Genomic DNA, 25,448 nt, shown 5'->3' on the forward strand with positions numbered 1-25,448 from the left:
CCGAGTCAGGAAGACATGAAGACATTACTGCGTTCGTTGAAAAGTTTCTGGATTCTCCTGCCACTGCTGTGGCTGTTGAGCCTGTTGGTCTGCTGGCTGGTCGCGCCGCTGGTGCCGTGGCTGCGCCTGCACGTGCCCGAGGCCCTGGCGATCATCACGGCCTGTTTCCTGCTGGCGATCGTGCTGCGCCAGTACCAGCGCATCCGTGCCGAGCAGAACCTGGAGAACCTGCTGCAGATCGAAGTGGACCGCTCCTGGAGCGCCACCGGGGAGTTCCGCGACCAGCAGGTGCTGCGCGAGCGCCTCAAGCACGCCATCGCCATGCTGCGCACCGACCGTTCCGCCGGTGGCGGTGGCAAGGCAGCGCTGTCGGACCTGCCGTGGTACCTGGTGATGGGCATGTCGGCGGCGGGCAAGACCTCGCTGCTGACCCATTCGGGCCTGTCGGCCAGCATCGCCACGGCCAACGACAGCGAGAGCGGCACCCAGCACTGCGACTGGTACTTCAGCCCTGATGCGGTGATGATCGACACCGCCGGCCGCTACCTGCGCGACGACCAGTCGGCCAGCGAGTTCGCGGCCTTCCTGAAGATGCTGCGCAAGCAGCGCGGCAAGGCGGCGATCAACGGTCTGGTGCTGGTGGTGAGCCTGCCCGAGCTGCTGGCCGCCAGCATCGAGGATCGCAACGCCATGGCCGCGCAGCTGGTGGCCCGGGTCGAGGAATACGCCGACTGCCTGGGTGCCAACCCGCCGATCTACCTGATGCTGAGCAAGATCGACCAGTTGCCGGGCTTCGACCAGGCCTTCGAAGGGCTCGACCTGCACGAGCGCCAGCAGCCGCTGGGCATGACCTTCGGCCTCTCGGAGATCCGCACCCAGGGGCTGCATCAGGTCCTGCACGCGCGCCTGGCCAACCTGCAGAGCCACGTACGCCAGCACGTCGATGCGCAGATGATCGCCCTGGGTGCCGAGGCCGACAGCGCCTTGCTGAGCTTCCCGCAGTACTTCTCGGCCCTGGGCAATGTGCTCGAGCAGTTCCTCGACCCCTTCATTCGCGGTCAGCGCGGCGGTGCGTTGCTGCTGCGCGGGGTGTACTTCACCAGCGCCCTGCAGACCGAGCAGCAGCTCGAGCGCGTCCATGAAGACATGATCGCCGACGAGTTCGCCCTCAACGCCGCCACTGCCGAGGGCATGGCGCCTTCGCGCACCCTCGGCAACCGCAGCTTCTTCATCACCGACACCTTCCGCCGGGTGATCTTCCCCGACCGCGACCTGACCCTGTACCAGTCCCGTCTGGGCCGACAGTCCGCCGTCAACCCGGCGCTGCTGACCCTGGCCGCCGTCGCTGGTCTGCTGTTCATCGGCTGGCAGGCGCTGTCGTTCGTCAACAACCGCCACTGGCTGGAGAGCCTGCGCGGCGAGCTGGCGCAGATCGACCAGGCCGACGACCGCGACGCGCAACTGGCCTCGGGCAAGGGCCTGGAGGTGCTGCGCGAGCAGATGGCGACGGTCGAGGACCACCGCCTGCACGGCGTGCCGCTGCGCCTGAGCGCCGGCCTGTATCACGGCGAGGCGATCCACGACGTGGCCAGCGCCGCCTACCTGACGCAACTGCGCAGCCAGGCGCTGGAGCCGATCGCACGGCAGTTGCAGGTGCAGATGCGCGCCTTCAATGCCTTCGCCACCGACGTCAACCAGTCGCTGGACTTCACCCCGGCCGCCACGCCGAAGACGCGCAACGGCAAGGCCCTGAAAGCCGCCGCAGCCGCCAAGGCCAAGCAGGCGCTGGACAACTCCCGCCTGGGCGGCGTGACCCGCAAGGTCAACCTGGCCACCGCCAGCGACGCCGCCGAGGTGTCCGCGGCCACCGGTGGCCTGTCGCTGTCCGAGGAGATGCTCGGGCGTCTGGACGAGCAGCAGGTCGCCTCGATTATCGAGGCCTACAACACCCTCAAGCTGTACCTGATGCTGACCGAGCCCCAGGCCCACCCGGACGCCGCATTCGTCGCCGCCAGCCTGCCCCAGGCCTGGGCCAGCGCGGCCGGCGAAGGCACGCCGGCCGACGCCCGCGTGATCGAGGAGAACGTGCCGCTGTACGTCAAGCTGCTGGAACAGGGCGAGGCGCCCGCGCTGCCGGTCAACGAGCAACTGGTCGGCGAAACCCGCCAGCACCTGAAGTCGTTCATGCTCTCCAGCTCGCTGGTCGACCGTGAATACCTGCGCCTGCAACTCGAGTCCAGCCGCCAGTTCCCGATGCTGAGCCTCAACGACCTGGTCCCGCAGCCGGGCCGCGCCCTGCTGTACGGCTCGGCCGGCGTGCCGGCGATCTACACCCGCCAGGGCTGGGATACCTTCGTCAAGCCGGAGCTGATCAAGCTGGTCTCGGGCAACCTGCGCAACGAATCGGACTGGGTGCTCGACGGCAACGGTGGCGACGCCATCGTGCAGAAGGCCAACTTCATCCGCGAGTTCATGACCCGTTACAAGCGTGACTACACCCAGGCCTGGTACAAGATGGTCAGCAGCGTGGGCGTGCGCCACTTCGCCGACCTGAACGCCGCTGCCACCCAGCTGGGCCTGCTCAGCGACGTGCAGAACTCGCCGGTGAAGAACCTGCTGGCCGCGGTCAACGACAACACCCAGTGGGACGTGCCGGTCAAGCGCGACGTGCCGACCTCGGGCGCGGCGCGCGACGACGGTTTCTGGAGCAAGGTGACCGGGCTGTTCGATACCCAGGATGCGATGCCGGCCCACGTCACCCCGTCGCTGCCGGCGGTGGACGACGGCAGCCTGGCCAAGCGCTTCGAACCGGTGTCGCGGATGTTCGCCGAGCACAATGCCGAAGGCGCCGACAGCACCCTGATGGACCGCTACCTGGCCGCGCTGCGCAAGCTCAAGGTGCGCATGAACAACATCCAGCGCTCGCAGGATGTCGGCAAGGGCAGCAAGCAGCTGATCAGCGAAACGCTCGAAGGTCAGCCGAGCGAAGTGACCACCGTGCGCAACTACGTGGAAAGCAGCATCGACACCAGCCAGGACGGCCTGTCGCGCTCGCTGCAGGGCCTGTTCGTGCTGCCGATCCAGTACGCCTGGGACACCTTGCGCGACCCGGCCGGCCAGCAGATCGCCAAGGCCTGGGCGCAGCAGATCGCCAAGCCATGGGAACAGGTCATGGCGCACCGTTACCCGATCGCCGGCACCAGCCGCAACGAGGCCTCGGTGAAAGACCTGCAACGCTTCGTCGACCCCGACACCGGCCTGCTGCCCGCCTTCAAGCGCAACGAGATCGGCAACCTGTCCGACGGCGAGGGCCTGGGCATGGGCAATGGCAAGGCGCCGTCGCTGGTCAACCCCGGCATGCTCAACAGCATCGACAAGGCCAGCTCCGTGGGCCAGGTCATCGCCAGCCTGTCGGACCGCGAGAACGGGTTCGAGATCATGCTCGAGCCGTCGGCCAATTTCACCGACATCGTCTTCACCCTCGACGGCCAGGAACAGCACTACCGCAACGGGCGCAGCAGCTGGAACCGCTTCGCCTGGCCGGGCACCAGCACCGCGCCGGGTGCACGCCTGGACGTGGTCACCCTGAGCGGTGCCCGGTTCACGGTGTTCGACTTCCCCGGCCGCTGGGGCCTGCTGCGGATGAACGACAGCGCCCGCGTCGATGACCTCGACGGCGTGCAGCAGCGCTTCAGCTGGAACACGCCCAATGGCCGCGTGAGCCTGGTGGTGCGCAACTTCGGCGGCGTGAAGCTCACCGACCTGAACCAGGTCAAGGCCTTGAGCGCGCTCAACGGCAGTGGGCAGGGCGCACGATGATCGGCTGTTTCGGCAAGCTCCCGTCGAGCGCGGATTTCGTCAGCCTGCATGGCGCGGCGGAAGAAGTCTGCGAGTTCGACGCCTGGCTGCAGTCCTCGCTCGCGGCCCTGCGCCACGACGAGCACTGGCAGGCGTCGTTCGACCCGCTGCCGATGTGCTTCTTCAGCTACCGCGCCCGCACCGGCAACTGGCTGGTGGGCGGGCTGCTCAGCTCCCGCGATGCCAGCCAGCGGCGTTATCCGTTCTTCATCTTCCAACTGATCAAGGGCGAGCAGGCGGCGCCTTTGATCAACCCGTTCACCCTGGGCGAGCTGTTCAGCGCCCAGATCAAGCCGCTGCTGCACCAGGCGGTGCAAGGCGCCGAACGTGGCCCGCTGTTCGAGCGGATCAAGGCCCTGCGCCCGCTCAAGGCCCAGGACCTGGACCTGTTCCGCCGCGTGCACGCCAAGTTCCTGCACGACTTCAGCTTTGCCGACGTCGCCCGCGCGCTGCACGGCTCGTGGCCGGCGTTCGACAGCGCCACGGCCCTGACGCGCCTGCGCCAGGCCGCACCGTCACTGCACGGCGACTTCGCCGGTGGCATCGAACTGCCGCTGCCGGCCGAGCGCGGCTTGAAGAACCCCACGGCCGACCTCTGGCTGACCTGGCTGACGCGGATGAACCCGGCCCTGGGTGTACCGGCGGTGAGCCTGCTGGCCGATGACTTCATGTTGCCGCGGCTGTACTGCTTCCCCTCGCGGCATGCCCACAACGCCTACCGCCTGCTCAGCGGCCAGGCCCCGGCCTGCGAACACCTGGAACTGCTCAGTCCACTGGCATCGGCACCGCGCGTGCACGATAACGACCGACCTCTTGAACATGTCATCGACCGGTTCGTCGATGCGTTGGATACGACGCCTGTATGAACAAGCTCAAGTACTACTGCCTGCGTTACCAGCCTTACCTGTTGGGCATCGCGTTCTTCCTGGCGATCTTCCTGGTCTGGGCCCTCGGCCGCGCCTTGGGCTTCGCCTCGCTGCACAGCCTGCTGGCCGGGATCGGCCTGTTCTTGCTGCTGTCGGCCGGCTACGTGCTGCTGCTCTACCGCGGTGCCGGGCAGCACCACGACCTCGAAGGGCTGCTGCGTGACGACGCCGACCAGGCCGTGCTCAACGCCACGCCGGCCGACCGTGAAGAGATCAGCCTGCTGCGCGAGCGGTTGCTGCAGGGCATCGAGCGCCTGCACAGCACTTCGCCCCGCGGCACCCCGGCCAAGGACGCCCTGTACGCCCTGCCCTGGTACCTGGTGATCGGCCAGCCGGCGGCGGGCAAGAGCACCATGATCGTGCAGTCGGGCCTGAACTTCCCTTACGCCGAACGCGAAGGCGTGCGCGTGGCGGGGTTGGGCGGTACGCGCAACTGTGACTGGTTCTTCAGTTCCGAGGCGGTCCTGCTGGACACCGCCGGGCGCTACGTCAACAGCCCCGAGGAAGCAGGCAAGTGGCGCGGCTTCCTGCAACTGCTGCGCCAGCACCGCCAGCGGCGCCCACTCAATGGCCTGATCGTCAGCGTCAGCATCGCCGACCTGCTGCACGGCTCGCTCGAGGACCAGGAACGCGTGGCCAAGCGCCTGCGCGAGCGTATCCAGGAAAGCGGCGCCCTGCTGGAAGTGCGCCTGCCGATCTACCTGGTGTTCACCAAGTGCGACCTGATCCCCGGCTTCAGCTCGTTCTACCGTCAGCTGGACGATGCAGCGCGTGGCGAAGTGGTCGGCAAGACCTTCGCGCATACCCACTACGAACGCGCCGACTGGGGCCAGCGCTTCGGCGTGGCCATGGACGAACTGATCCAGTACTGGCAGCACGTGGCGAGCCAGCAACTGGTCCAGCAGGACATCCAGGTCACCCGGCAGAACGATGCCGTGTACCGCTTCCCGCTGGAGCTGGCGGCCCTCAAGCCGCGCCTGCAAGCCTTCGTCGACAGCCTGCTGCGCGCCAACCCATACCAGCCCGCCGAACTGCTGCGCGGCTTCTACTTCACCGCTGCGCTGCAGGCCGATGACGCCCAGTGGGGCAGCCATGGCCAGCAGGTGAGCGAGCGTTTCGCCCTGGAGCCAGGTGCCGTCGAGACGAGCCTGGGCAGCCCGTCGGCGCCGCTGTTCATCAACAGCCTGTTCCGCAAGGTGATCATCCCCGACCAGCACCTGGTGGCGCTGTACACCAGCAACCACCGCGAACGTCGGCGCAAGGCCGCCTGGGTCGGCGCCGCCAGCCTGGCCGGGCTGATCCTGTGCGGCCTGTGGGGCTGGTCCTACGTCAACAACCGCACCACCCTCGCACGCATCGGCGAGGAACTGGCCCAGGCCAAGACCGAGGATGCCGCCACGGATGACCAGTACGCCGCCTGGCGCAGCCTGGACCGCCTGCGCTTCTGGGCCTCGCACTACTACCAGCAGCACCACGACCAGGGCGTGCCACTGGGCATGCGCCTGGGGCTGTACACCGGCCATGCGGTCGAGCCGGTGCTGCGCGAGCGCTATTTCGCCACCCTGCAGAACGTGATGCTCAAGCCGACCGCCGACAACCTGACGCGCACGCTCTACCTGCTCACCACGCTCAAGGTCTACCAGCGCAACAGCCGCGAGCTGCAACCGGTGACCGGGGTCGACAGCATCCAGGCCGAAGCCCTGCCCCGCGACAACCGGGCCCAGTCGATCGCCGACTTCGGCAAGGCGACCCTGGACACCTACGTGATGCTGTCGTCCACGCCACGGGAGAAGACCGACCCGGCGCTGCTGAATGCGCGCATCCCGGACTACTGGTATCCGGCCATCGCCCGCCAGACCGGCAAGAACCTGGCCCAAGCCAACAGCAGTGGCGACGGCCAGCACGACTACACCTACGCCAGCCGCCAGATCACCTTCTACAGCGAGCAGCTGCGCGAGCCGGACGTGCCGCGCATCCTCGACAACGCGTTCCTGACCTCCAGCTCACGCAACTACATCGACAGCCTGCGCGCCCAGTCGCTGCGCTCGATCGAGACCATCACGCTGGAGTCCGACACGCTGTTCGCCTTCGGCCGCGCCGACTTCCAGAGCCTCAAGAGCGAAGGCCAGGCCCAACTGAGCGCGATCGCCGCCAAGCTGCTGAACACGCCCAACATCGGCAAGATCGTCATTTCCGGCCACGCCGACCAGCTGGGCGATCGTCAGGGCAACCTGCAAGTGTCCAGGCAGCGGGCGCAGACCATCCGCACCTACCTGGTCGGCAAGGGCGTCCCGGCCGAGCTGGTTGAAGCCCAGGGCGAAGGCAGCAACAAGCCACTGGTAAAATGCGACATGCAGCAACCCCGGGCCCAGCTGATCAAGTGCCTGGAGCCCAACCGACGGGTCGAAATCGAAGTGCGCGGGCTCAATTGAGCCGGCGCCCACGGAACCGGTTCGCCGGGCTTTACTGGATGAAGCCTGGCGGGCGGACAGTTGCCTCAGCCGATACACGTGGCGAGGTCGAAACCAAGGGCTGCGCAAGCACCCTTAATCAGTTGTAAATGGAGAGCTTTAACCATGGCATTTGACGCGTATATCCAAATCGACGGCATCCCAGGCGAAGTACTGGACGACAAGCACAAAGACTGGATCGAAGTGCTGGGCTACGAGTACGGCGCCACCCAGGCCACCTCGGCGACCGCCAGCTCCTCGGGCGGTGCCTCCTCCGAGCGTGTCGCCCTGAGCGACTTCAAGATCCGCAAGGCGGTCGACAAGGCCTCGGCCAAGCTGTTCGAGCACTGCTGCACCGGCAAGCACATCGCCAAGCTGAAGCTGAACGTCAACCGTGCCGGTGGCGACAAGGTCACCTACCTGACCATCGACATGGAAGAAGTCGTGGTGTCGTCGGTCAAGTTCGTCGCCGGTGGCAACCAGTCCGGTGAAGACAAGTCGGTGAGCGACCTGCCGATCGAAGAGATCAGCTTCAACTTCGCTCGCATCAAGACCACCTACACCCAGCAGAAGCGTTCCGACGGCCAGGCCGGCGGCAACATCGTCGGCGGCTGGGACCGTACCGCCAACAAAGTGTTTGCCTAAACACTGCTCCGTTCACGGGCCGCAGCCGCGGCCCGTGTCCTGCGACCGCCGGCTTGCCGGCGCGTCGCTTCCCTCCCCCCTGACCCGAGTGTCCCATGCCTGAAACCCTCAATGACCTTTCGTTGGCCGAGCTGGCCGCCCCGATCGACGGTGGCAGCGGCGAAGACTTGAGCTTCTCCGCCCTGTTCGACCAGATCAAGGAGGCTCGCCGCGCCGACCCTGACTACCTGACACAAGGCGACTGGCAGACCGACCTGAAGACCGCCGACTGGGAACAGGTCGTCACCCTGGCCGCCTATGGCCTGGCCCAGCAGAGCAAGGACCTGATGCTGGTGGCCTGGCTCACCGAGGGCCTGGCCCAGCGTGAGCATTTCAACGGGATCAGCTTTGGCCTGGAACTGGCCGAACGCATCCTGGACACCTTCTGGGAGACGCTTCACCCCTCATTCGAAGACGGCCTGGACGAGCGTGCCGCACGCCTGTCCTGGCTCAAGAACACCCTCACCGACATCGTCGGCGGCCTGCCCATCACCCAGGGTCAAGGCTTCGGCGTGCTGCGCTACGACGAGTCGCGCCATGTCGAGAACCTGGCCTTGCAGAACCCCAAGGCCATGCAGACCGCCCTGGACGAAGGCAAGATCAACGCCGAGATCTTCCAGCGCTCGGTGGCGCTGAGCGAGACCGAGCACCTGTGCGCCAAGGCCGTGGAAGTGGCCGGCAGCCTGCAGGCCTGCCAGCGCCTGCAAGCCACCGCCGACCGCCTGTTCGGCCACGACGCGCCGAGCTTCGCCACGCTGGTCGACATGCTCTCGCGCGCCAACCAGCTGACCGAAAAGCTGCTCAAGGACCGCGGCGTCGAACTCAACCCCGTGGCCGCCGCGCCCGAGGCCACACCGGCCGACGCGCCCGTCGAGGCGGCCGGCGTGCCGACCTCCGTGGCCGCCCAGCCCAGCGCCCCGGCCGCGCTGCGCACTACCCCGCTGAACCGCGACGAGGCCTTCATGATGCTGTCCGGGGTCGCCCAGTTCTTCAAGCAGAGCGAACCGCAAAGCCCGGTGCCGTACCTGATCGAACGCGCCATCAAGTGGGGCAACATGCCGCTGGAGGGTTGGCTGAACGATGTGATCAAGGACAGCAACGTGGTGGACAGCATTCGCGATGTGCTGGGGACCAAGGACAGGACGTGAGTTGTCCTGAGGTTGTAGCGGCGATCAGTTAAGAAGCAGGCTTGTCCAGATGCAGACGGCGCCTGACAGGGCCCTATCGCTGGCAAGCCAGCTCCCACCCAGATCTTTACAGCCTCTCGGCGCAGGCATGCCTGCGCAAGTACCCTGTCAGCTCCCACCCAGATCTCTGCAGGCTGTTGGTGCAGGTATGCCTGAGCAAGTACCTTGTGGGACAGGGCTTCATTGCTGGCAAGTCAGCTCCTTCCCAGATTCTGCAGGTGTTGGTGGAGGCATGCCTGCGCAAGCAACCTGTGGGAGCGGGCTTGCCCGCGATAGCGTCCGTTCCGTCACCGCCTGCATCGCGGGCAAGCCCTTTGCCAAACAGGTTGGCGGCGGTCAGAACAGCCACACAGTCCAACTGATGGGAGCCTTGAACAGTCGTTTGATGCATCAGACTAACAACTCGCGCCTCGAACTCGCGCTTTTCTTCTCATACAGCAGGACTTGCCCAGTCCTCGACTCTCAAGCCAACCACTTGGTCAAACTCACCACGATTGTTGGTAATGACCGTCAGCCCCCGAGAGCGGGCGTGCCCAGCGATCATGTTATCGTAGGGCCCTATCGGCCTCCCGACTCGTGCCAGCTCAGCGCGGATTTGCCCGCTGTGAGCAGCCGCCACCTGATCGTAGTTGAGTACGTCCAAGCGCGCGGCAAACCCTTCTACATTCGCCAGATTTCGTTCAGGGTCAGAAGACTTTTCTGCCCCATAGATCAATTCCATTAGCGTCACCGTACTAATGCACATTTGGCCATGGTGCCGCTTGAAGGCCTCACGTACCAATGGCGGCCGGTTCTTGATAGTGAAGATACAGATATTGGTGTCGAGCATGAACTTGAGCATCAGAAGGCTTCTCGCTCCTGCTCAGCCGGCTGCTCGCGCTCGGTCATGAAATCGGCGGTCACACCCTCGCCGTCGAACCAGCTGTCCCAGGCTTCACCTACCGGGGTGATCAATCGCGCCCGACCCAGCACGACAACGTCGACACGCTTGACATCCTCCGGCAACGCAGCAGCCTTGGGCAGTCTTATGGCCTGACTGCGATTACTTTGAAAAACGGCACCTTGTTCCAAGATACACCTCACAAGAAATCAGATACCTGCCAATCCTAGCGGCGCACTGGGATATGTCAACGGGATATGCCAAGCAAAGTGGGCTGACCGGGTTCTGGATGCGCTGCAGATCCTGCAGGCAAGGAGCGCCGCAACGAACAGACTAAAACACGTCATACCAACGGGCTTTGTCCAACGGATCCTTTCTCCCCTTCGACTTGCGCCACGCATACAACCCTAACCTTCCGTCCACCACGACGAAGCAGAACAGCAAGGTCAGGTACCCGCTTTCTCCCAGTTTCAGGATGAGGTACGCGTACGGCGCCAAGATGATCACCAGCGCCACGGCCGTCACCATCATCCATTGCTTGAACATGCCACGTCTCCTTTGACCTCGTTGGCCCAGCGCAGCCTGGTGCATCAGGCTGAATCCTGTTTTGTCGTGCCTCAAGCGATCCGCCTGCCAAGGTGTTTCGCTCATCAGCACAACCCACACTCTTGGGCCGCGTGGAACCACGCAGCCTTACACACGCTCATAGTTTAACCAAGTGCCAATGACCGTCCGAGCCTGCTGCACGACCGGCTTTAGCTAACCTCATTATTCCATACGCACCACACATAGAACCCCATGGAATAACCCATAACCTTTGGTTATTGGTAAAAGTCTTTATAGAACCGGAAAATCTCACCTTCATCCATTTTTTTGATGCCAGTCAACGCCTTGCATCCAGAGGTATGCCTCGTGAGTATCTCCTTGAGCGGATCGCTGGCCGACGCGCTCCTCCAGACCCGACCCCGGGACGAACACCGCCAGCGGGCACGCGAAGGTGTCATCGACTACCTCGCCTGCCTGCTGCCGATCCAGCTCGGCCTGCTGCACGACAGCGGCCTGGTACCGGTGCGCCATGCGTTCCCGGCCTCGAGCGGCGCGGACAACCAGGCCCTGCAGCTGGGCTACATGAGCCACGCACTGGACTTCGACGACTACCACGCGACCTTCCGCGGCCACCCGAGCACGGTGGTGCTGTCGACACTGCTGGCGCTGGCGCCATCGCTGGACACCCTGGGCCATGAGGCGTTTCTCGACGCCTACGTCATCGGTGTGGAACTGGCCGGGCGCCTGGGCAAGGCCATCGGCACGCGGCATTACGCGGCCGGCCTGCACAGCACCGCAACGCTCGGGGTGATCGCAGCCACGGGCGCGGCGTGCCGCCTGCTGCAGGTAGATCGCGCCCAGACCCAGATCGCCCTCGGCCTGGCAGCGACCCAAGCCGCAGGCCTGCGCGCGCAGTTCGGCAGTGCGGGCAAGGCCCTGCACGCGGGTTTCGCGGCGCGGCAGGCGGTGAATGCCGTGCAGCTGGCGCAGGCCGGGTTCGCGGCGCAGGCCGATGGCGTGCTGGAAGCGTTCCTGGAGATCCTCGGCCTGGGCCAGGCCCGGCCTGACGACCTGCTGGCCGACTGGGGCGCGCCCTGGCGGATCAGTACGCCGGGGCTGGAATTCAAGCGCTACCCCACCTGCGGCGGCACCCACAGCGCCATCGAGGCAGCCTTCATCCTGCGCGAGCGCGAGGGCTTCTCGCTGGCGCAGGTGCAGTCCATCGAGGTCAGCTTTCCGCCTGGCGCCGACACCGCACCGTCGATCCGTGCGCCGCAGACCGGCGTGCAAGGCCGGTTCAGCCTGGAATACGTGATCGCCGATGCCCTGCTCAATGGCGGCATCGCCCTGGAGCACTACGGCGAAGACCCGGTGCGCCCGGACATCGCTGCCTTGGCCGCCAAGGTGCAGCGGGTGCCCGACCCCACGGCGCCGCCCGACGAGCTGGACCCGGACCTGCGCTTCCACCGGGTCACCCTGCACCTGGCGGACGGTCGTTCATCGAGCCACTGCGTGACCCGCCAGCAGACCGCCGCCGCGCCTACCGACGTGCTGGGCAAGCTGCGCGACAACCTGCAGGCCTGGCCTGCCGAGCGCCTCGAGGCGCTCTGCGCCGACCTTCACCTGACCGACGACGCCGCGCTGCAGCGTCTGGTCGCCCTCGTTCGCTGTCATTAAGGATCCTCCCATGTCCCTGCAACAGACGCCTTCCCGTCAACTGCGCCTGGGCCTGTTCGTTCAGGCCCTGGGCCACCACGTCGGTGGCTGGCGCGCCGACGGTGCGCAAGGTTCGCCCACCGATATCGAGTGGTTCAGCTGGATCGCCAAGACCGCCGAACAGGGCAAGTTCGACATGTTCTTCGTCGGCGACGCGCTGGCCACCAGCGTGCACCGCCTGCCGTCGACCATGTCGCGCCTGGAGCCGCTGACCCTGCTTTCGGCCCTGGCCGTGCAGACCCGTCACATCGGCCTGGCGGCCACCGCCTCGACCACCTTCGACGAGCCGTTTCATCTGGCCCGCGCCCTGTGCTCGGTGGATCACATCAGCCACGGCCGTGCCGCCTGGAACGTGGTCACCTCGTTCTCGGCCGACGCCGCGCGCAACTTCAGCCGCGAAGACCTGCCCTCCCACGCCGACCGCTACGAGGTGGCGCGTGAATTCCTCGAAGTGGCGTTCAAGCTGTGGGACGGCTGGGAAGACGGCGCCATCGTGCGCGACAAGGCCAGCGGTCGCTACAGCGACGACAGCAAGATCCACCCGGCCAACCACAAGGGCAAGCACTTCCAGGTCCAGGGCCCGCTCAACATCGCCCGCTCGCCCCAGGGCCGCCCGGTGATCATCGAGGCCGGCTCGTCCCCGGCCGGACAACAGCTGGCCGCGCAGACCGCCGAGGTGGTGTTCACCGCCGCCGCGTCGCTGGAGGAAGGCCAGGCCTTCTACCGCAGCCAGAAGCAGTTCGTCCGCGACGCCGGGCGCAATCCGGACCACCTGCTGATCCTGCCGGGCGTGATGCCCATCGTCGGGCGCACCCGCGAGCAGGCGCAGGCGGTGTGGGACCAGCTCAACGAGCTGGTGGACATCGACAACGGCATCGAGCAGCTGTCCGCGCGCTTCGGCACCGACATGAGCGTCTACCCGCTGGACGGCCCGGTGCCGCCGATCGCCCCTACCGAAGGCAGCCAGAGCCGGGTCAAGCTGCTCACCGAGCTGGCCGCGCGGGAAAACCTCACCTTGCGTCAGCTGGCCGCCGTGGCTGCGGGCTCTCGCGGTCACCGGGTGATCGTCGGCACCGCCGAAGACATCGCCGACGACTTCCAGACCTGGCTCGAACAGGGCGGCGCCGACGGTTTCAACATCATGCCGGCGGTGCTGCCCGAGCAACTGCAGCTGTTCGTCGAGCTGGTGATCCCGGAGCTGCAGCGCCGCGGCCTGTTCCGCACCGAGTACGCACACGCCACCCTGCGTGAAAACCTGGGCCTGCCCAGCGTCACCGACAACTTCGCCGCCGTCGCCCCGTCGGCCACCCACAAGGCATGAGCCATGACTAAACCTGCACTGATCAGCGCCCTCGCCGCGCTGCTGACCGCCCCCGGCGCTTTCGCCGCACCTGCCCAAGGCAGCGTGCCCTTCGACGCCACCGCCAAGCCTGCGGCAGACGCGGCGCTGCACGCGAGCCTGCCCGAAGCCATCCAGAAGCGCGGCTACATCGTCGCCGGCACCAACCCCAACACCCCGCCGACCACCTTCTACAAGGCCGACAACAAGACCCTGGCCGGGCGCGAGATCGATATCATCAGCGCCGTGGCCGACCGCCTAGGCGTGCAGTTGCAGCTCAAGGACACCGGTGGGTTCGACAACATCATCCCGGGGCTCAAGTCCGGCCGCTACGACGCGGCCCTGGCCAACATCGACGCCAACGCCAAACGCCTGGAGCAGGTCGACTTCGTGGGCTACTACAACGCCTCGAAATTGGCGCTGATCGGCCGCTCCGATGCCAAGCTCGGCACGTTCAACAGCCTCGATGCCTTGTGCGGCCAGACCGTCGGCGCCGGTGCGGGCACCTCCCAGGTCACCCGCCTGCAACAGGCCAGCGAGGCCTGCGTGGCCGCTGGCAACAAGCCGATCAGCGTGCCGATCTTCCCGGACCGTCCCGCTGGCGTGCAGGCGGTGATGAGCAGCCGTGTGCCGATGTTCTTCGGCCCTTACGAAGGTTTGCGCTACCAGGCCGACCACATCAAGGGGCTGACCATGACCGGCGAGATCACCATCGAGGACACCATCGTCTCCATCGCGCTGCCCAAGCAGTCGCCCTTGGGCAAGCCGATCCAGGCCGCGCTCAACTCGCTGATCGCTGATGGCACCTACCAGCAGATCCTCGACAAATGGAACATCGGCTTCGGCGCGATCAAGTCGGCCGGCCTCAACGAAGACAACCTCAAATGAAGCCAGCGTTCGACGCCGAGGGCGCCGACCTGCGCATCGTCCCCAACCGCCACTGGGGGCGCTGGGCCAGCGCCGCCGTGGTGATCGCGGTGCTGGGCCTGGTGCTGCACTCGATGCTCGACAACCCGCGCTTCGAGTGGGACGTGGTGGCCGCCAACCTCACCGAGGCCTCGATCCTCGACGGGGTGCTGATGACCATCAAGCTCACCCTGATCTCGGTGGTGTTCGGCTTCGCCGGGGGCACGCTGCTGGCGTTGATGCGGTTGTCGTCGAACCCGGTACTGGTCAGCGTCAGCTGGGCCTACACCTGGTTCTTCCGTGCCGTGCCGATGCTGGTGCAGCTGTTCCTCTGGTACAACATCGCCGCCCTGTACCCGCGCATGGCCCTGAGCCTGCCCTGGCTGGGCGAGCTCTGGAGCGCCCCCACCAACGAAGTCATCAGCCCGTTCAGCGCGGCGGTGCTGGCCCTGGTCATCCACCAGTCCGCCTACGCCGCCGAGATCATCCGCGCCGGCATCCAGAGCGTCGGTGCCGGGCAGCTGGAAGCGGCCAAGGCGCTGGGCTACCGGCCTGGGCAGATCTTCCGCCAGACCGTGCTGCCCCAGGCCATGCGCACCATCCTGCCGCCGGCCGGCAACGAGGTGATCGGCCAGCTAAAGACCACCGCGGTAGTGTCGGTGATCGCGCTGCAGGACGTGCTGTACTCGGCGCAGATCATCTACCAGCGCACCTACGAGGTGATCCCGCTGCTGCTGGTGGCCACCGCCTGGTACCTGGTGATGACCTCGGTGCTGTCGGTGTTGCAGCACGTCGTCGAAGTGCGCTTCAGCCGGGGCAACACCCCAGGCCGGCGCAACTGGCTGGGTCGCACGGTGACCCGGCAGGAGTCCGAAGCATGAGTGAATCCATCCGCCTGCGCGGCGTGCGCAAGCAGTTCTCCGGTAATACCGTGCTCAAGGACATCGACCTGGACATCGCCGCCGGCTCGGTGACGGTGATCCTCGGGCCATCGGGCTCGGGCAAGTCGACCCTGCTGCGTTGCATCAATCACCTGGAAAAGCTCGACGGCGGCACCGTCCACGTCGGCGACACGCTGATCGGCTACCAGCGCAAGGGCCAGACGCTCCACGAGCTGCCGGAAACGCGCGTGGCCGAGCAGCGCCAGCGCATCGGCATGGTGTTCCAGCAGTTCAACCTGTTCCCGCACCGCACCGTGCTGCAGAACATCGTCGATGCACCCCTGCGCATCCTCGGCCACACGCGCCGTGACGTGCAGGCACGGGCCATGGGCCTGCTCGAACAAGTGGGCCTGGCCCACCGCGCCGATGCCTGGCCGCGCGAGCTGTCCGGCGGGCAGCAGCAACGGGTGGCCATCGCCCGCGCCCTGGCGATGCAGCCGGAGGTGATGCTGTTCGACGAACCGACCTCGGCCCTGGACCCGGAGCTGGTGGGCGAAGTGCTGCAGGTGATGAAGCAGCTGGCGCACTCTGGCATCACCATGGTGGTGGTCACCCACGAGATCGGCTTCGCCCGCGAAGTGGCGGACCACATCGTGTTCATGGACCAGGGCCAGGTGGTCGAGAGCGGCGATGCACGCGCCTTGCTGGACAACCCGCAACACCCGCGCCTGCGCGAGTTTCTCGCCAGCGTGCTGTAAGCCAGTCACGGCCTGCGCGGCGCTTGTCGTTCAGGCCGGCCTGGTTCCAGGCTCGTCTTTTGTGTACTCCGCCTGTCAGGCTCGATTCGAGTCCGGTGCCCCGGCAAGGGCTTTTCACCCAGGGTCATACCGCAGTGAAACCGACTGTCGCAGGCCCGCAGCAGCATCCCCTCCTTCACCGCCTGTATCGCGGGCAAGCCTCCACAGGCAGCGTCGCTATCGTGCCGATGCCTGCTTGGAGTGAGTACCGGTGGGAGTCCGCCCGCCGCCTTGGCGCCGCGCTGTCGCGCTGTCGCGCAGAGAACATGTCGATAGCTGGCATGGCTCAGAGGCTTTATCTCTGATCGATTTTCGGGGGCCGCTTTGCGGCCCATCGCGGCCGGTCCGGCGCCCCGGCGGGGGCCGCTCCTACACCCGTAGCCCCACCGCGGGGTTGCAGGCTATCGCGGTCACCTGTGTGGGGCCCCTGTGCCGCGATTGGGCCCGCAGGGCCCACAAAAATCTGAAATTATTTACTTTTAAATCAAAAATTTATTTTATGTTCTATGAGAGCTGGCTTGCCAGCGATAGGGCCAGCTCACTCACCTCAAGGCTGGCAGACCAGCATTCACCTTGTTAACCCTGTGTCGAATCTACCACCGCTATCGCGGGCAAGCCCGCTCCCACAGGCAGCGTCGCCATCGTGCCGATGCCTGCTTGGAGTGAGTACCGGTGGGAGCTGGCTTGCCAGCGATAGGGCCAGTTCATTCACCTCAAGGCTGGCAGGCCAGCATTCACCTTGTTGGCCATGTGTCGAATCTACCACCGCTATCGCGGGCAAGCCCGCTCCATACAAAGGCCCTCTACCGCCTTTGCTTCCCGCCTGAGCTATCAGGCTGCTATACAGGTCGATCCCCATGACCTGCACTCAAGGACGACCCCATGCACGTACGCGACATGACGCACGACGATGCCTCCGCTGTCTCCGCCCTCTGCCTCGACGCCTTCAACGAGGCGATCGCTCCGTCGCTGTCCGCCCAGGGCGTGGCGCACTTCGCTGACGTGGTGACGCCGGCCGCGTTCGGCGAGCGCCTGGCCGGCGACAACCGGATGTGGGTAGCGGTGGTGGATGGTGTCGTGAGGGGGATGGTGGAACTCAAGCAGCGCCGGCATATCGCCCTGCTGTTCGTCGCCCCCGGTTGGCAGCGTCGTGGCGTGGGTGCTCGTCTGATGGAGGTGGCCCTAGCGCATGCAGAGGCAGACGAAATCACCGTCAGCGCTTCCCTGCCGTCGGTGGCCGCCTATCAGCGTTATGGCTTCATGCTCGCCGGGGACGTGAGCGAACACGGTGGGCTGGTGTATCAGCCAATGACCTGGCAGAGGCGGTGAGTCGCGAGCGGTCAAGTGCATCAGCGCCCTGATGCCTCCTCACGGCACGATGATCCGGTCGAAGAAATGGATCCCCAGTGCGTCGTTGGTCTCGACCCCAATCATCGCGCCGTCCAGGCCCTGCACCACCGTGTGCCCCCCGTCGATGAGCGTGCCGGTACGACGGTCTTCGGCCTGTTCATCCTCAGGCAGACTGAACCACAGCTGGTCCCCCTGCCGACGCACCGGGATGCCTTGGGGGTAGTGAACGGTGCCGAAATAGGTCGGCTCGGTCAGGTGCCCTGTCCACGTCCCTGCCTTGGCGAAAGGCTGGCTGATACGCAGGCTCAGCCAGCGCAGCGGCAGGCCGTGCACCGTGACGATCGTATCCTCGCTACGGGCCTCCCATCCCGACTCGGTGGCGAACACCCGCACCGGCCCTGGCCAGACGATGCCGCCCAGGGAAGCGCCCGGTGCCAACCAGCATTCGCGCAACCGCCATTGGGCGAAGCTGAACTGCGCGCCTGATGGAAAATCGTATTCGACCGTACCCGGCGCGCACTGCCAGCTTTCCAGCGTGTGTGCATCGAGGGTATCGAGCGTCGCCGTGAAGTCCGACAGCTTCAGGCTGCGCACGCGCAAGCCCTTGACCAAGCCGGGTGTGCGTGTGAACTCGGCCTGATCCAGGCTGGGCAGACCGTGAACGATCGGCTTGCCCGCCAGATCGTTCATGGGCTCGACCTGGCGCAGGTGGACGCGTGTCCCCGTGGGCAGCACCAGATCGCCCAGTACTTCCTCCTGCTGCAGGCGCGGATTTTGCGCGCGCCAGTCCTGCCAGTGACGGTAGGAGAAACTGACCGACGGCAGGCTGCCGATGGCCAGCCCCACCATCAACAGGCCAACGCGGATAGGCCGCGCACGCAGGTAGTTTCGGCTACGAGGGATCAACCAGGCGAAAGCGCAGGCGATCAACAGGACGAGAAAGACGTCGGAAAAGACAGCGAGCATGTAGCCCAGCACCATGAACGGTACATCGATGGGGATCATAAACGTCCTTGTGAATCCGCATGAAGGCGCAGAGGATAAACCAGACCGGCCGCCAGCCCAACGCTTGACGCCCAACAGCCCGTGTTCCGAACAGACGATCCCAGGATTGACCACGCCGCCCAAACCCGCTGCAATGCACGGCGTATCAAGGACGAACCGAGAACCCTGCATGCCCCCACCGACCCACACCCCCCGCGGCGACGGCCTGCGTGCCCTGCTGTTCCTGCCGCTGGGTCTGTGCCTGCTCGGCCTGACCGCCGGGCTGATCGAGACGCGCCTGGCGTTCCTGGCCACCGCGCAACGGGCAGAGGGGCATGTCAGCGCTCTGAATGCCGGCGGCAGCCACCCGCAGATCGACTTCATCGACCAAGCCGGAAATGCTGTCAGCTACCCTGAGGGCGGCTTGATCGCCGGGTATGTCGTGGGCGAACCGGTGCAGGTGCGCTACAGCGCCGAGGCGCCGGCCGGCACCGCGGTCATCGAAGACCGGGGCGCGCTGTGGGGCGCCAGCGTGCTGGTTGGCGTGCTGGGAATGGCGTTCACCCTGGGCGGTGGCTATCACGCGGCTCAGTGGTGGCGCCGGCGACGTTGACGGTCGAGGCGCCTCTGGGCACCCCGGTGCCTGCCACCGCCGTCCCTCACACCTCGCTCAATACCTGCTCCAGACGCTCGCGCGTGGCGGCCGTCAGGCGCTTGAAGCCGAACACCTTGGCCACCTCCAGCGCCGTATCGCCCTGCCCTACCGCCCGCGCCGCCGCCCGCAACTCAGGTGCGGCGATGTCTTCCAGGGCGCGTACGTCGGCCTCGGTTGCCGGGACGCGGTAGCGCGACCAGGTGTCCGCCTCGGTCGCCGCGCCCCAGACGAACGCCTCGTCCGCTGCCGTCGCCTGAACGTGGTGCGCCCGCTCGGCCAGACCCAGCACCCGATCACGAATCAACCGCCCGGCGCGCTGGAAGCCATGGGCGCGCGCGACCCGCTGCACCAGCACGGTGTCACGGATCGGTGCTTCCTGATCCACGATCTGAGCGATCACCCGTTGCAGCACCGCGTCGTACTCGGCCTGGTAGAAACGCTCGGCGTCGATTTCGGCCGCCAGCGCACTCAGGTCGGCGACGCGGTAGACGCCAGAGGGCATGCTGGCTTCGGTGACAGGCGCCAGGGCCTGCACGGGCAGTGCCTGCGCCTCAGGGGCGACAACCTCGTCAGCCACCAAGGCGGACGCAGGTTCAAGCGCGCGGTCGTCCTCTTCCTCCGTTTGCACCGGGAACGTCAGCGCCACCTCAGGTGCAGGTTCGGCCTCCACCACGGCCGCCTGCGCCGCCCGCGAGGCTTCCAGCAATTCGGTGAGCGCCGCATCCAGGCGTTGCAGGGCGCCGGCCTTGTCCACCCACCACTCGGTGGACCACAGGCGCACCAGGTTCCAGCCCAGCCCCCGCAGGATCGCCCCGCGCACCTTGTCGCGGTCACGCGCGGTGGCGGCGCTGTGGTAGGTGGCGCCGTCGCACTCGACCCCGGCCAGGTAATCGCCAGGGCGGTCCGGGTGGACGATCCCCAGGTCGATACGGAAGCGCGACACACCGATCTGCGGCACCACCTGCCAGCCCAGGGCACGCAGGCCCTCGGCCACGGCCTCCTCGAACGGCGAGTCGTAACCGCCCACCGAGCCACGCACCGCGGCGGCCAGGGCCTTGGGACCCTGCTGGGCGAACTCGATGAAGTGCTTCAGATCACGCACGGCGCGGGCGTTGGTGCGGTTGAGGTCGATCATGAACGGGTCGAACGAGGTGAACACCAGCATCTCGCGTCGCGAACGGGTGATCGCCACGTTCAGCCGGCGCCAGCCGCCCTCCTTGTTGAGCGGGCCGAAGTTCATCGACATGCTCGGTGCGCCGGGTTCGGTCGGGCCGTAGCCGATGCCGAGGATGATCAGGTCGCGCTCGTCGCCCTGCACGGTCTCGAGGTTCTTCACCACCACCGGCTCGGGGTGGCTTTCCTGGAAGAACGGCTCGATCTGCGGGTACTGGGTACGGGCGACGTCGAGCAGGTCGTTGACCAGCTGCTGCTGATCGCTGTTGAGGGTGATGATGCCCAGGGTGTGGCCTGCCGCGATGAAGGCCGGGTCGGTCAGGCGCTTGACGGTCTCGGCGACGATGGCCTTGGCCTCGATCTGGTTGTGGCGGCCCTTGCCCTTGGCATAGACGCCCTCGACGCGCCGCCATTCCACGGCGCTGTCGCGGGTCTGCGCGGCCGGGAAGGTGATCAGGTTGCTGTCGTAGTACTGGTGGTTGGAGAAGGCGATCAGGCTTTCGTGGCGGCTGCGGTAGTGCCAGCTCAGGCTGTGGCTCGGCACCCCGGCGCCCAGGCACTCGTCGAGGATGCTTTCCATGTCCTCGGCGGTGTCGTCGTCGGTGGCGCTGGCGCCCCGGTTGAAGAAGTTGGTCGGCGGCATCTGCCGCGGGTCGCCGGCGATCACCACCTGGCGGCCGCGGGCGATGGAGCCGATCGCGTCCCAAGGGGCGATCTGCGAGGCTTCGTCGAAGATCACCAGGTCGAACGGCGGCAGCTCGGCCGGCAGGTACTGGGCGATCGACAGCGGGCTCATGAGCATGCACGGGGCCAGCCGGTTCAGCGACTCGCCCATCTCGATCGCCAGCTGGCGCACCGGCTTGTGCCGTCGGGATTTCTGCAACTCATGCTTGAGCACGCCGAAGCCGCTGCTCTTGGGCACGTCGTTCTTCGCCGGGATGTTGCCGCACAGGGTGGCGCGGATGTAGCGCACCGACAGCGCGGCCAGTGCGTCGTCGAGGCGGGCGAAGGTGGCGATGTCGCTCATGTGTTCGGCGGCGACGAAGGTGCGCAGCAGCGGCTCGCGGTCGATGCCCTGGCGGGCGAAGTCGTAGGCGTAGGCGGTCTCGAAGGTGGCGACGACGCTGTCCGCCGGCAGGGTGCCCTGCTCCAGGGCCTGGGCCAAGGGCTGCAACCCGGCGGCGCGGGCCTGATCACGCACACGGCACCAGTCGCACCAGGCCTTGAGCTGGCCTTCCTGGCTGACGATGCGGTGGGCCAGTGCACGCCATTGGGCGAGGCTGAGGGCGCCGCCCTCGTCGACGCAGGCGGCCAGTTGGTCGAACTGCACCGTGCAGGCCTCGACGCGTGCCTGGGCCTGCTGCAGGACGTCGATGGCGGCGGCGATCTGCCCGCCGGGTGCGAGCATGTCGTTGGCCTCGACCACCACGCGCTGCACGGCGGCGCGCAGGGCGATCAGCGCCTCGGGTGAGTCGGCCAGGGCGCTGATCTGGCGGCGCAGCTGTTCGGCCAGGGCAGCGGCCTGGGTGAGGGTCTGGCCAGCGCTGTGGCTGCCTTGCCAGCCCGGCACCGACTGCAGGGTCGCGCCCAGGCTGTCGAGTTCGCGCAGCAGGGCCTGCTGCTGTTCGAAACGGTCCAGGTCCGCCGGGACGTCCGGCAGCGCGCTTGCGCCGCCCAGGGTCGCCAGGCGTTGGGCGACCTTCTTCTTGGCCCAGGTGGCGAAGAACCAGAACTTGCCGCTGGCTGCCTGCCACGCCTCGCGCAGCTCGGCCACCGGCACCTGGCGGCAGGCTTCGTCGGCGTAGTCCACGGACAGGTCCTGGCCAAGGGCCTGATAACGGGCGATGCGCTCGGCAGCGCGCCGGGCGTGTTCGATGCGCGTGTTCGCGTCAGGGGCGAAGGCGAAGCCCAGGTCCAGGCCGTGGCAGCGCAACAGCAGCGTGAACAACGCGACCCAGGCGGCATACTGGCCAGCCTCGGCCTTTGGCAGCGCCAGCCCGGTCAGGGCCTGCAAGCGCTCGCAGGCCGCCTCGAGCGCGTCCAGGGCAGCGGGCACCTCGCGGGCGCAGGCCACCAGTTGGGCCTGCCAGGCATTGGACCAGTCGGTCTGTGCCAGGCCGGCGAACACCGGCGCCAGGTCGTGGGCGGCCTGGCCGTTGAGGCCCAGGCGGCGGGCCAGGTCGTGCAGCGCCTCGTAGGCAGCCCGATCGTGCACGGCCGACTCGGGCCATTGGAGGCGGGGCGTGGTCGGCCGGTGGTCGCGCACGGTACGGCCGATCGCTTGGTGCAACGACCAGCCGTTGGGGTGCCGACGGTGCAGCACCTCGACCAGCTGGTTGAGCCGGCCGCGTAGGGTCTGCAAGCGCTCGGCCTCGCGGGACCATTCTTCGGCGGTCAGGGTGTCGCGCACGTCCCAGGCCCGTTCGAGCTGCTTGAGCACTTCGACCTTGGAAGCCTTGCTCGAATGCAATTCGAGGCAGAACTCGCCGAGGCCCTTTTCCGCCAGGCGCCGGTAGACCACCTCCAAGGCCGCGCGCTTCTCGGCGACGAACAGCACGCGGCGGCCCAGCGCCAGGTTGTGCGCGATCATGTTGGCGATGGTCTGCGACTTGCCGGTGCCGGGCGGGCCGTCGAGCACGAAGCTGTGGTTGCCGGCCGAGGCGATCACCGCCGCCAGTTGCGAAGAGTCCGCTGGCAGCGGCGTGAACAACTGCGCCGGGGTGACCACCTCGTCCAGGCGCTCGGGGCGCGGGAAGTCGTCGCCGCGCGGCAGGCCGGGGCTGCCCGGACCGCGCTCGAGCAGGTGCTTGACCAGCGGGCTCTGGGTCAGCTGCTCGGCATGGGCGGCCAGGTCCTTCCACATCAGGTACTTGGCGAACGAGAAGGTGCCCAGCACCACGTCGGTGACCACTTCGAAGCCGGGCGCATCGCGCACCGCACGGCGCACCGTGTCCCACACGCCGGTCACGTCGACGCCGTTCTCATCGGCCGGCAGGTCGCCGTCCAGGCCGGGGACCACCAGCTCGAAGTCATGGCGCAGCAGTTCGAGCAGGGTCAGGTTGAAGCGCGGCTCTTCGTCGAGCAGGCTCAGCGTCACGCCCGACAGCGCGCTCTTGCGCTCGAGCTTGACCGGCAGCAGCACCAGCGGCGCGGAGTAGGTCTTGGGGTCGTCCGCGCTCTTCTTCCAGTTCAAGAAGCCGACGGCCAGGAACAGCGTGTTCGCGCCGCCCTCCTCCAGGTCGGTGCGCGCCTTGCGGTAGAGGTCGATCAGGGTGGCCTCGAGCTTGCTCTTCTCCAGGCTAGCCAGCACCTCGCCGCGCTCGAAGGCCTGGCGGGCGACCTCGTCGAGCAGACGCTCGCGGTGCTGCTGCTCGTACAGCGCCGGGTCGCGGCCGCCGCTGTCGAGGTTGGGCACCGGCAGCACCCGAATGCGTTTGCCACTGGCCAGCAGGTCTTCCAGGGCCGCAGGGTCCGGGCACACCAGGCGCACGCCCTTGGCACTGTCGGGCAGGTGCAGCAGGCGGTTGCGGGTGGTCAGGTCGAGCAGCTTGCGCTGCCACAGCATCAGCCGGTCGGCCGGCCCTTCGGCCGTGGTCGGCACCTCGACGTCGAAGCCCGGCAGCATCGGCGCTTCTTCCAGCGCGTTGTGCGGGCGTGGCGACGGGTCGGGCGTCAGCGCCGTCGGCTCGGGCGCCGCCGTCGCGGCCAGGGGGCGGATCTTCTGCAGGCGTGCACGGCGCACGTCGATGGCCATGATGAAGCGGTCATCGTCCAGCTGCCGCTGCGCTTCGCTCACCGCCTGGCTGAAACCGGGGAACGGCGACTGGGTGGCCAGGGTGGTCTCGAAGACCACCAGCTCCTTGAGGTCGACCCGCTTGCGCAGCGCCGAGGCGTCGTCGGTCAGCACCTGGGCGAATTCTTGCGGCTGCAGCCAGACGCCGGTGAACGCGTGGCCCTGGGTCATCACCAGCACGGGGTTGAGCCCGGCCTGCTCCAGCGCGGCGGCAAACAGCAAGGCGCTGTCCAGGCAGGTGGCCAGGCCGCTGTCGAGGACCTGGCTGGGCGAGCGCACCTTCTGCCCCTGGGCCTCGAAACTGGCCGGCGGCAGCGCATAGCTGAGCTGAAGGTCGCACACCGCCGACCAGAGGGCCGAGGCCAGCTCCCAGGTCCGGCTGCGCGACTGGCCCTCGTAGCCCTGGATGGACTCCGGCTTGCCGGCGCGGCGCAGCACGTCGGAGGCGGCTTTCAGCACCCGGTCCACCGCCGGATCGTTGGGCAGGCAGAAGGCCGGCAGCAGCTCCGGCATGGCATTCAGGCCACCCCACTCCATCCGCGCCAGCAGCGTGGTCGGCAGGCGCTGCTCGGCCAGCAGGGTCTCGCCCTGCCAGGCCCGCAGCAGCACGTCGGCGCTCAGGCTTTCGTCGAGGCCTGCCAGGTACTGGGCATTGAGGCGCAGGTCGCGCTCGCCGATCACCAACCGGTCGCCGGGCAGCAGCCGGTCGATGACCCAGCGGCGCGGCTCGACGCAGGCCGGGTCGGTGTCCAGGGTCAGCGTCAGTTCGTGATACGGGGTCTGACCCGCGTGGGTCAGCGCCAGCTCGCGCAACAGCGGCACGGCGTTCTGGTGCGAGGCAAAGCCAATCTTGCGCGCGACCGTGGCCTCGATCTTGATACTCATGCAACGTCTCCTTGAACGGCACGCCTGCGGTCCTGACAGAAAGGAGGCGTTTCGGTAATGCGAGCGAGGATACATGGCTCAGGGCGCGCTGGCATCGACGACGACGGCGCCTGTGCACTGCACGCCCCGCCAAGGGCGCCCGACACGCAAAAAAACAGCGCTGGCAAATTGACGCCATGGCCCTCTTTTCAGTAAGGTCTGCACCCCTCGCCAATCGATGGCACTGATTTCTTTCAAGGACCGAACCCATGCAGGGCGTACTGCTTCGCACCGGCAAAAGTGACCAATTCATTGCCATGGGCGAAACCGGCCAGCCGGTGTTCAAGGCCGCCTTGCAACTGATCGCCGCCCTCGAGCGCCGCAGCCCCGAGCTGTCGCGTTTTCTGGCCATCCCGAAAAGCAACGAGCAGGGCAATGTGCTCGACTGGTACAGCCCGG

General features: G+C 67.0%; 17 protein-coding genes and 1 pseudogene. 13 read left to right on the forward strand and 5 right to left on the reverse strand.

Going from position 1 to position 25,448, the window contains the following annotated elements:
- Positions 1-15: 15 nt before the first annotated feature.
- The 5 genes from G7Z99_RS14880 (at position 16) to tssA (ending at position 9,066) form a co-directional block, all read left to right on the forward strand.
- On the forward strand, positions 16-3,819 hold the full coding sequence (locus G7Z99_RS14880) for a type VI secretion protein IcmF/TssM N-terminal domain-containing protein (RefSeq protein WP_181095039.1): 3,804 nt from the start codon (positions 16-18) through the stop codon (positions 3,817-3,819).
- Positions 3,816-4,724, forward strand: coding sequence for a type VI secretion system-associated protein TagF (gene tagF, locus G7Z99_RS14885; RefSeq protein ID WP_181095041.1), 909 nt, complete (start codon positions 3,816-3,818; stop codon positions 4,722-4,724). The genes G7Z99_RS14880 and tagF overlap by 4 nt, the downstream gene beginning before the upstream one ends.
- A complete protein-coding gene (gene tssM, locus G7Z99_RS14890; protein ID WP_181095043.1) occupies positions 4,721-7,216 on the forward strand; it encodes a type VI secretion system membrane subunit TssM in 2,496 nt (831 codons plus the stop codon). The genes tagF and tssM overlap by 4 nt, the downstream gene beginning before the upstream one ends.
- Before the next feature lie 144 nt (positions 7,217-7,360).
- Positions 7,361-7,879, forward strand: coding sequence for an Hcp family type VI secretion system effector (locus G7Z99_RS14895; RefSeq protein WP_060393523.1), 519 nt, complete (start codon positions 7,361-7,363; stop codon positions 7,877-7,879).
- A 95-nt stretch (positions 7,880-7,974) separates the two neighbouring features.
- Positions 7,975-9,066, forward strand: coding sequence for a type VI secretion system protein TssA (gene tssA, locus G7Z99_RS14900; RefSeq protein ID WP_181095045.1), 1,092 nt, complete (start codon positions 7,975-7,977; stop codon positions 9,064-9,066).
- 469 nt (positions 9,067-9,535) lie between these two features.
- Here tssA and vapC read toward each other — a convergent pair whose 3' ends face one another.
- The 3 genes from vapC to G7Z99_RS14915 all read right to left on the reverse strand — a co-directional run bounded on the left by vapC (position 9,536) and on the right by G7Z99_RS14915 (position 10,531).
- Positions 9,536-9,946, reverse strand: coding sequence for a type II toxin-antitoxin system tRNA(fMet)-specific endonuclease VapC (gene vapC, locus G7Z99_RS14905; RefSeq protein WP_181095047.1), 411 nt, complete (start codon positions 9,944-9,946; stop codon positions 9,536-9,538).
- A complete protein-coding gene (vapB, locus tag G7Z99_RS14910) occupies positions 9,946-10,176 on the reverse strand; it encodes a type II toxin-antitoxin system VapB family antitoxin (RefSeq protein WP_181095049.1) in 231 nt (76 codons plus the stop codon). The genes vapC and vapB overlap by 1 nt, the downstream gene beginning before the upstream one ends.
- A gap of 142 nt (positions 10,177-10,318) precedes the next feature.
- Positions 10,319-10,531, reverse strand: a complete 213-nt coding sequence (locus G7Z99_RS14915; protein WP_181095050.1) for a hypothetical protein — start codon at positions 10,529-10,531, stop codon at positions 10,319-10,321.
- Positions 10,532-10,897: 366 nt separating this feature from the next.
- Here G7Z99_RS14915 and G7Z99_RS14920 point away from each other — a divergent pair, with 366 nt between their 5' ends.
- The 6 genes from G7Z99_RS14920 (at position 10,898) to G7Z99_RS14945 (ending at position 17,499) form a co-directional block, all read left to right on the forward strand.
- Positions 10,898-12,208: an MmgE/PrpD family protein gene (locus tag G7Z99_RS14920; RefSeq protein ID WP_219854235.1), complete on the forward strand. Its 1,311-nt coding sequence runs from the start codon at positions 10,898-10,900 to the stop codon at positions 12,206-12,208.
- Positions 12,209-12,218: 10 nt separating this feature from the next.
- Entirely contained in the window at positions 12,219-13,568 is a 1,350-nt protein-coding gene (locus tag G7Z99_RS14925; protein WP_181095052.1) for an LLM class flavin-dependent oxidoreductase, read from the forward strand.
- 3 nt (positions 13,569-13,571) lie between these two features.
- On the forward strand, positions 13,572-14,474 hold the full coding sequence (locus G7Z99_RS14930) for an ABC transporter substrate-binding protein (protein ID WP_181095053.1): 903 nt from the start codon (positions 13,572-13,574) through the stop codon (positions 14,472-14,474).
- Positions 14,471-15,373 carry an amino acid ABC transporter permease gene (locus tag G7Z99_RS14935; RefSeq protein ID WP_181095054.1) on the forward strand — a complete coding sequence of 301 codons (903 nt, stop codon included), beginning with the start codon at positions 14,471-14,473 and terminating at the stop codon, positions 15,371-15,373. Before G7Z99_RS14930 ends, G7Z99_RS14935 begins: the two co-directional genes overlap by 4 nt.
- Complete coding sequence (locus tag G7Z99_RS14940) at positions 15,370-16,131, forward strand: amino acid ABC transporter ATP-binding protein (protein WP_181095056.1); 762 nt, start codon at positions 15,370-15,372, stop codon at positions 16,129-16,131. Before G7Z99_RS14935 ends, G7Z99_RS14940 begins: the two co-directional genes overlap by 4 nt.
- A 921-nt stretch (positions 16,132-17,052) precedes the next feature.
- Complete coding sequence (locus G7Z99_RS14945) at positions 17,053-17,499, forward strand: GNAT family N-acetyltransferase (protein ID WP_181095064.1); 447 nt, start codon at positions 17,053-17,055, stop codon at positions 17,497-17,499.
- A gap of 39 nt (positions 17,500-17,538) precedes the next feature.
- Here G7Z99_RS14945 and G7Z99_RS14950 read toward each other — a convergent pair whose 3' ends face one another.
- On the reverse strand, positions 17,539-18,525 hold the full coding sequence (locus G7Z99_RS14950) for a hypothetical protein (protein WP_181095066.1): 987 nt from the start codon (positions 18,523-18,525) through the stop codon (positions 17,539-17,541).
- A 169-nt stretch (positions 18,526-18,694) separates the two neighbouring features.
- Between G7Z99_RS14950 and G7Z99_RS14955 the strand changes: the two genes are divergently transcribed.
- Positions 18,695-19,117, forward strand: a complete 423-nt coding sequence (locus tag G7Z99_RS14955) for a DUF3592 domain-containing protein (RefSeq protein WP_181095068.1) — start codon at positions 18,695-18,697, stop codon at positions 19,115-19,117.
- 46 nt (positions 19,118-19,163) lie between these two features.
- Here the strand turns inward: G7Z99_RS14955 and G7Z99_RS14960 are convergent, their stop codons facing one another.
- The gene (locus G7Z99_RS14960; RefSeq protein ID WP_181095070.1) at positions 19,164-25,010 is read right to left on the reverse strand and encodes a DUF3320 domain-containing protein; all 5,847 of its coding nucleotides are present in this window, start codon (positions 25,008-25,010) and stop codon (positions 19,164-19,166) included.
- Between the two features lie 248 nt (positions 25,011-25,258).
- Here G7Z99_RS14960 and G7Z99_RS14965 point away from each other — a divergent pair.
- A pseudogene (locus tag G7Z99_RS14965) lies at positions 25,259-25,448 on the forward strand (SrfA family protein); the annotation flags it as partial.

It is taken from the genome of Pseudomonas entomophila (genome assembly GCF_013523165.1).
GTDB lineage: Bacteria > Pseudomonadota > Gammaproteobacteria > Pseudomonadales > Pseudomonadaceae > Aquipseudomonas > Aquipseudomonas entomophila_A.

Bases quoted from the DNA above. Each gene is read 5' to 3' on its own strand.
- vapC (WP_181095047.1), bottom strand. From the start codon at position 9,946: ATGCTCAAGTTCATGCTCGACACCAATATCTGTATCTTCACTATCAAG.
- tssA (WP_181095045.1), top strand. From the start codon at position 7,975: ATGCCTGAAACCCTCAATGACCTTTCGTTGGCCGAGCTGGCCGCCCCG.
- G7Z99_RS14955 (WP_181095068.1), top strand. From the start codon at position 18,695: ATGCCCCCACCGACCCACACCCCCCGCGGCGACGGCCTGCGTGCCCTG.
- G7Z99_RS14895 (WP_060393523.1), top strand. From the start codon at position 7,361: ATGGCATTTGACGCGTATATCCAAATCGACGGCATCCCAGGCGAAGTA.
- G7Z99_RS14940 (WP_181095056.1), top strand. From the start codon at position 15,370: ATGAGTGAATCCATCCGCCTGCGCGGCGTGCGCAAGCAGTTCTCCGGT.
- tssM (WP_181095043.1), top strand. From the start codon at position 4,721: ATGAACAAGCTCAAGTACTACTGCCTGCGTTACCAGCCTTACCTGTTG.
- G7Z99_RS14880 (WP_181095039.1), top strand. From the start codon at position 16: ATGAAGACATTACTGCGTTCGTTGAAAAGTTTCTGGATTCTCCTGCCA.
- G7Z99_RS14945 (WP_181095064.1), top strand. From the start codon at position 17,053: ATGCACGTACGCGACATGACGCACGACGATGCCTCCGCTGTCTCCGCC.
- G7Z99_RS14935 (WP_181095054.1), top strand. From the start codon at position 14,471: ATGAAGCCAGCGTTCGACGCCGAGGGCGCCGACCTGCGCATCGTCCCC.
- tagF (WP_181095041.1), top strand. From the start codon at position 3,816: ATGATCGGCTGTTTCGGCAAGCTCCCGTCGAGCGCGGATTTCGTCAGC.
- G7Z99_RS14930 (WP_181095053.1), top strand. From the start codon at position 13,572: ATGACTAAACCTGCACTGATCAGCGCCCTCGCCGCGCTGCTGACCGCC.
- G7Z99_RS14960 (WP_181095070.1), bottom strand. From the start codon at position 25,010: ATGAGTATCAAGATCGAGGCCACGGTCGCGCGCAAGATTGGCTTTGCC.
- G7Z99_RS14915 (WP_181095050.1), bottom strand. From the start codon at position 10,531: ATGTTCAAGCAATGGATGATGGTGACGGCCGTGGCGCTGGTGATCATC.
- G7Z99_RS14950 (WP_181095066.1), bottom strand. From the start codon at position 18,525: ATGATCCCCATCGATGTACCGTTCATGGTGCTGGGCTACATGCTCGCT.
- G7Z99_RS14925 (WP_181095052.1), top strand. From the start codon at position 12,219: ATGTCCCTGCAACAGACGCCTTCCCGTCAACTGCGCCTGGGCCTGTTC.